This window comes from Burkholderia sp. Ap-955, from assembly GCF_011753045.1.
Classification (GTDB): domain Bacteria; phylum Pseudomonadota; class Gammaproteobacteria; order Burkholderiales; family Burkholderiaceae; genus Burkholderia; species Burkholderia lata_D.
This window is the reverse complement of sequence record NZ_VWWH01000173.1, coordinates 1-5,480: the sequence shown is the minus strand read 5'-3', so window position 1 is coordinate 5,480 and position 5,480 is coordinate 1. Positions and strand designations below refer to the sequence as shown.

Annotated in this window: 6 protein-coding genes; 3 read left to right on the top strand and 3 right to left on the bottom strand. The window is 70.2% G+C overall.

From position 1 onward, the window contains the following. Positions 1 to 148 precede the first annotated feature (148 nt). The 3 genes from F3J15_RS36775 (at position 149) to rfaE2 (ending at position 3,357) form a co-directional block, all read left to right on the top strand. Complete coding sequence (locus F3J15_RS36775) at positions 149 to 1,375, top strand: patatin-like phospholipase family protein (protein WP_166897636.1); 1,227 nt, start codon at positions 149 to 151, stop codon at positions 1,373 to 1,375. 467 nt (positions 1,376 to 1,842) lie between these two features. Continuing rightward, entirely contained in the window at positions 1,843 to 2,721 is an 879-nt protein-coding gene (locus F3J15_RS36770; RefSeq protein WP_034189181.1) for a diiron oxygenase, read from the top strand. A 150-nt stretch (positions 2,722 to 2,871) separates the two neighbouring features. Continuing rightward, complete coding sequence (gene rfaE2 / locus F3J15_RS36765) at positions 2,872 to 3,357, top strand: D-glycero-beta-D-manno-heptose 1-phosphate adenylyltransferase (RefSeq protein WP_166897633.1); 486 nt, start codon at positions 2,872 to 2,874, stop codon at positions 3,355 to 3,357. Between the two features lie 16 nt (positions 3,358 to 3,373). Here rfaE2 and F3J15_RS36760 read toward each other — a convergent pair whose 3' ends face one another. The 3 genes from F3J15_RS36760 to F3J15_RS36750 all read right to left on the bottom strand — a co-directional run. Then, positions 3,374 to 3,616, bottom strand: a complete 243-nt coding sequence (locus tag F3J15_RS36760) for a hypothetical protein (RefSeq protein ID WP_069249376.1) — start codon at positions 3,614 to 3,616, stop codon at positions 3,374 to 3,376. A gap of 207 nt (positions 3,617 to 3,823) precedes the next feature. Then, on the bottom strand, positions 3,824 to 4,624 hold the full coding sequence (locus F3J15_RS36755) for a type III pantothenate kinase (RefSeq protein WP_166897630.1): 801 nt from the start codon (positions 4,622 to 4,624) through the stop codon (positions 3,824 to 3,826). After that, positions 4,621 to 5,480 (bottom strand): biotin--[acetyl-CoA-carboxylase] ligase (locus tag F3J15_RS36750; RefSeq protein WP_166897626.1); only part of this gene is annotated, 860 nt, incomplete at its 5' end. The genes F3J15_RS36750 and F3J15_RS36755, both read right to left, overlap by 4 nt.

Here is a 5,480-nt window from a genome sequence, read left to right as displayed (position 1 = left end):
CGCCGCCGCGCCGCGCAAGCCTGCCGCGAAGCGCGCGAAGTCGGCCGGTGCGGCCGGTTCGGCCGCGGCGCGCGCGGCAGCCGCATCGTCGCCCGAAACCCGTCCGCCGAAGCGCTCGACGTGACGCGGCGCAGGTAGCAGGTCGATCATGCGGCTCGCGCTCGTTCTGATGGGAGGCGGCGCACGTGCCGCCTATCAGGTCGGCGTGCTGAAGGCGCTGGCCGAGATCGCGCTCGAAGCCGATCCGCAGCGGCACACGCTGCCGTTCGCGGTCGTGTGCGGCTCGTCGGCCGGCGCGATCAACGCGACGTCGATCGCGAGCCACGCGGACGACTTTTCCCATGGCGTGCGGCGCCTGCTCGAATTCTGGGAGCCGTTGCGCGCGGATTACGTGTACCGCACCGACTGGCTCGGTATCGCGGCCGCCGGCGCGCGCTGGCTCGCGGCGATGACCTTCGGCTGGGCGGCCCGCCGTTCGCCGCGCGGGTTGCTCGACAACGCGCCGCTCGCCCATCTGCTGCAGCGCGAGCTGAGTTTCCACCGGATCGAACAGATGCTCGAGGCGCGCCTGCTGCACGCGCTCGCGGTGACGGCGCTCAGCTATTCGAGCGGGCGGCACCTCACGTTCTACCAGGCGGCCCAGCCGATCCAGGCGTGGCGGCGCGCGCAGCGCACCGCGCGGCTGGTCGACCTGTCGGCGTCGCACCTGCTCGCGTCGTCGGCGATTCCGTTCGTGTTCCCGGCCGTGCCGCTCGTGCTCGACGGGCAGATCGAATACTTCGGCGACGGGTCGATCCGGCAGATCGCACCGCTGTCGCCCGCGATCCACTTCGGCGCGGACCGGATCGTCGTGGTCGGCGCGGCCGACCCGCGGCCCGAGATTCCGGCCGCGAACGGCGCGGGGCTGGTACGCGGCTACCCGACGCCCGCGCAGATCGGCCAGCAGGTGCTCGCGAGCGTGTTCCTCGACTCGATCGGCTCGGACATCGAGCGCATCGAGCACATCAACCAAATGATCGAGCACCTGCCGCACCAGGTCGAGATGGACAGCGGCTGGCGGCACGTCGACGTGCTCGCGATCGCGCCGTCCGAGCGCATCGAGCTGATCGCCGCGAAGCACCTGAAGCAGATGCCGGCGACGATGCGCGGGCTGCTCGGCGCGATCGGCGGCAGCCAGCCGGCCGGCGCGTCGTTCGCGAGTTACCTGCTGTTCGAGGAGGCGTTTACGCGTGAACTGATCGAGCTCGGCTATCGCGACGGGCGCGCGCAGCGCGACACGCTGGCCGGGTGGATCGCGCAGGCGGACGGCGGCAGCGCGCCGGCCGCCGGCATGCCGCCGGAAGACGGCCTCGCGACCGGCGAAATACGGGTCTGATGCTTGCAGGACAATGTAAGGTTGCGTTTTCGCGACGGTCGCCCGCGACCGATCGCCGCACCGAAATTGGCGGCGCACGACCGGGCAGGCGTCTCGGAACCGTCATGCACGCGTGATATCATGGCCGCCGCCGTATACACCATATCGAGCAGCCCGCCGATCCGGCATCCGCACGGGACCTTTCGGGGAACCCGCCTGGGGCAGGGGACGGGCGCGCCAACGAGCCGGCCAGCGCCGGTCCCCACTCAGGCAAGTGTGCAGCCGGTTCCGTTCGCGGAGCGTGGTTGCGGCATGCCGCAACGGCGGCGGCGCGGCCGCCCGGCTGCTGGACGAGGAATCACCGTCCGGCGGGTCGGTTTCCCGCGTAAAATTACAGTCTTGGCTGCAAAAAGCGCGCTCGGGCGTGCTTGCGCGGCAACAGTCACGTTTAGAGAAGTCGCATTGCGCAGAACAGGGGTGGGACCATCATGAACACGATGCTTTATCCGGAACTTTACCGATCGCTCGAAGCCGTCCGCTGGGACATGGAGAAGGACATTCCGTGGGACAAGTTCGACGCTTCGCTGCTCACTGACGAGCAGGCGAAGACGATCAAGATGAACGCGATCACCGAATGGTCGGCGCTGCCCGCGACGGAAATGTTCCTGCGCGACAACCAGCACGACAGCGACTTTTCCGCGTTCATGAGCGTGTGGTTCTTCGAAGAGCAGAAGCATTCGCTCGTGCTGATGGAATACCTGCGCCGCTTCAAGCCGGACATGGTGCCGACCGAAGAGGAACTGCACGCGGTGCGCTTCCAGTTCGACCCGGCGCCGCCGCTCGAGACGCTGATGCTGCACTTCTGCGGCGAGATCCGTTTGAACCACTGGTACCGTTGCGCGGCCGACTGGCACACCGAGCCGGTCATCAAGCAGATCTACGAAACGATCTCGCGCGATGAAGCACGCCACGGCGGCGCGTACCTGCGCTACATGAAGAAGGCGCTGAACAACTGCGGCGACGTCGCACGTGCCGCGTTCGCGAAGATCGGCGTGCTGATGGCGTCGGCGCGCCGCACCGAGAAGCCGCTGCACCCGACCAACCTGCACGTGAACCAGGCGCTGTTCCCGCGCGACACCGTGCAGTCGCGCCTGCCCGATCCGGAATGGCTCGAGCGCTGGCTCGACGAGCAGATCCGTTTCGACGGCGAGTGGGAAAAGAAGGTGGTCGAGCGGATCCTGCACAACCTGTCGATCCTGTTCGAGCGCACGTTCGCGACCGCACAGGAGCTGAACCGCTACCGCAAGGAAGTCACCGGCCGCCTGCAGGCCGAAAGCGGCCCGTCGTCGGCCGCGCAGCCGGCCTGAGGCCGGTTGGCGCCGCAGCCGGCGTGAATCGCGCCGGCCGCGTTGCGCGATGTCGCACCCGTTGCATGAAGCCCGCCCGGTCAGTCCGGCGGGCTTTTTATCTGGCGCCGCCGCCGCGTGCGCCGTTGCCCATTCCGTCCGACTTCCATCATGTCCGCCACCTTCGAACGCAAGCTGATCACCCGTGATGCCCTCGTCGCCCTGCGCGCGTCGCTGCCGTCGCCCGTCGTGTTCACCAACGGCGTGTTCGACATCCTGCACCGCGGCCACGTCACGTATCTCGCCGACGCGAAAGCGCTCGGCGCATGCCTGATCGTCGGCGTGAACAGCGACGCGTCGGTACGCATGCTCGGCAAGGGCGACGACCGTCCGATCAATCGCGAGGAAGACCGCGCGGCGCTGCTCGCGGCGCTGGAAAGCGTCGACTGGGTCGTGACGTTCGAGGAAAAGACGCCCGTGTCGCTGATCGAGGCCGTCCGGCCGGACATCCTCGTGAAAGGCGGCGACTACGACATGGATGCGTTGCCGGAATCGGCGCTGGTGCGTGGCTGGGGTGGCCGGGCGCTGGCGATTCCGTTCGAGCACGATCGCTCGACCACCGCGTTGCTGAAGAAGGTGCGCGCGCAGCAGACCTGAGCGCGGCCCGGCTCGGTCAGGGCGCGGACGCCGCGAGCGGCTCGGCCGTGACGGCCGGCGGCGCGATCGGGCTGCCGATGACGGGCTGGTCGGTGGCCTGTGCGAGCGGCGTCACGCGCAGCGCATCGGGCCGTACCTGCCGCGCCAGCACGCCCGGTTCGCGCGGGCCGGCTGCCGGCAGCGGCCCGAACACGCCGCGCGTCACCACGAACGCAAGCATGTTGGCGAGAAAGAGAACAGCGATCAGCCAGCGCAGCATCGTCGACACTCCTCGTCGTCATTTGACGTGGTTCACGTCATTGAATCGGGCCGGCCGCATGGCCGGCTATTTCGTTCCTTCTCATTCCTTCCGTTGACCGTGCGTGCGGGCTGCCGTCATGACGCGGCCCGTTCTTCACCGTCATCGTGACGCCGGCCCGCATGGGCGCGCGTTGCCGTGCGCCGGCGCGATGCCGGCGCTTTTCCGTCACGCCTGCGTCGGCGTTGCGGATGCCGCTTCCGCGGCGATCAGCGCGAGGCCAGACAGGATCAGTGCATCGTGCCGCGTATGCGGAAGCGTCAGCGCACGCGCGACATCGTCCGCCGCGCCGCCGGCCAGCACGAGCCGCACGGGCGCCTGCCATGCATCGGCGAGATCGCGCCACGCGCGTTCGATCAGCCCGGCCTGCGCGTACAGGCAGCCGGCCGACAGCGAGCGCGGCGTATCGACCTGGAACGGTTCGGCCTGCACACCCGCGAGCAGGCCGCTCGCGATGTCGGTGGTCAGCGTCGGCAACTGCGCGGTGTGCGTGCCGAGCGCGCGCATCATCAGCGCCCAGCCCGGTGCGATCAGCCCGCCCGTGAAGCGGCCGTCCGCGCGCAGCGCCTCGAGCGTCGTCGCGGTGCCGAACGTCGCAATCAGCAGGTGCTCGCCCGGAAACGCCGCGTGCGCGCCGATCAGGCCGGCCCAGCGGTCGCTGCCGAGCTGGTCGGGTGTCGTATAGCCGTTCGTCACGCCGCATTGCGTGTGACGCGAGCGTATCGTCGTGCGCGACAGGCCCGGCCAGCGTGCATCGAGCAGCGCGTCGAGCCGGGCGGCCACGTCGGCGCCCGCGACGTTCGAGATCCACGCGCCGCGCGGACGCGGCAGGGTCGACCAGTCGGGATCGGTGCCGCCGTCGCGTGTGTGGCCGAACGCGCCCGTCTCGACGAGCGTGCGCTGCGCATCGGCGAGCGCCCACTTGATCCGGCTGTTGCCGGCGTCGATCAGCAGGTGCGGCTCGTTCATTGCGCTTCGCGCAGCGACACGTCGCCGGCGGCGATCGCCTGCACGCCGTCCGGCGTATCGAGCAGCAGCTGGCCGGTCGCGTCGATGCCCGTCGCGATGCCGCGCACGCGTTCGACGCCCTGTTCGAGCAGCACGACTTCGCGCCCCGCGTACGCGTGCAGCGCGTGCCAGCGCGGCAGGAACGGCGCGAGCCCTTCGGCGCCGAACTGCGCGAGCGCGGGCGTGAGCGCGTTCAGCGACGCGGCAAGCGTATCGGTGAGGTTGGCCGATGCGCACGCGATCGACAGCGCGGCGGGCGGCAGCCCGCTCGCGAGCGTCGCTTCGCGCGCGCGCAGCGCGTCGACCTGCGCGGCGACGGCCTCCGCGCCGCGCACGTTGATGCCGAAGCCGATCACGACGGCGGTGGCGTCGGCGCTGGTCCACGCGGTTTCGATCAGGATCCCGGCGAGCTTGCCGACGATGCGCGGCGTGCCGTCGTCGGTGGCGGTCAGCAGCAGGTCGTTCGGCCATTTGAGCGCGACGCGCGTATGGGCGTCGAGCGGCAGCGCGGCCAGCCCTTCGGCGAGCGCAACGCCGATCGCGATGCTGAGGCCGCCGAGTGCTTCGACGGGGCGCGGCATGATGCAGCCGACCGAGCACAGCAGTGCATTGCCGGGCTGCGCGAACCAAGGGCGGCCCTGCCGGCCGCGGCCGGCCGTCTGCTCGAACGCGACGCGCACGAGCGGCGCGGGCAATGCGTTCGCGTAGCGCGGCAGCGCCTTGAGCCGGGTGGCGACGTCGGCGTTGGTCGAGCCGGTGGCGGCGACGATGTCGAGCGGCCACGCACGCGGCGCGGCGTCCAGGTGCGCCTCGAGCC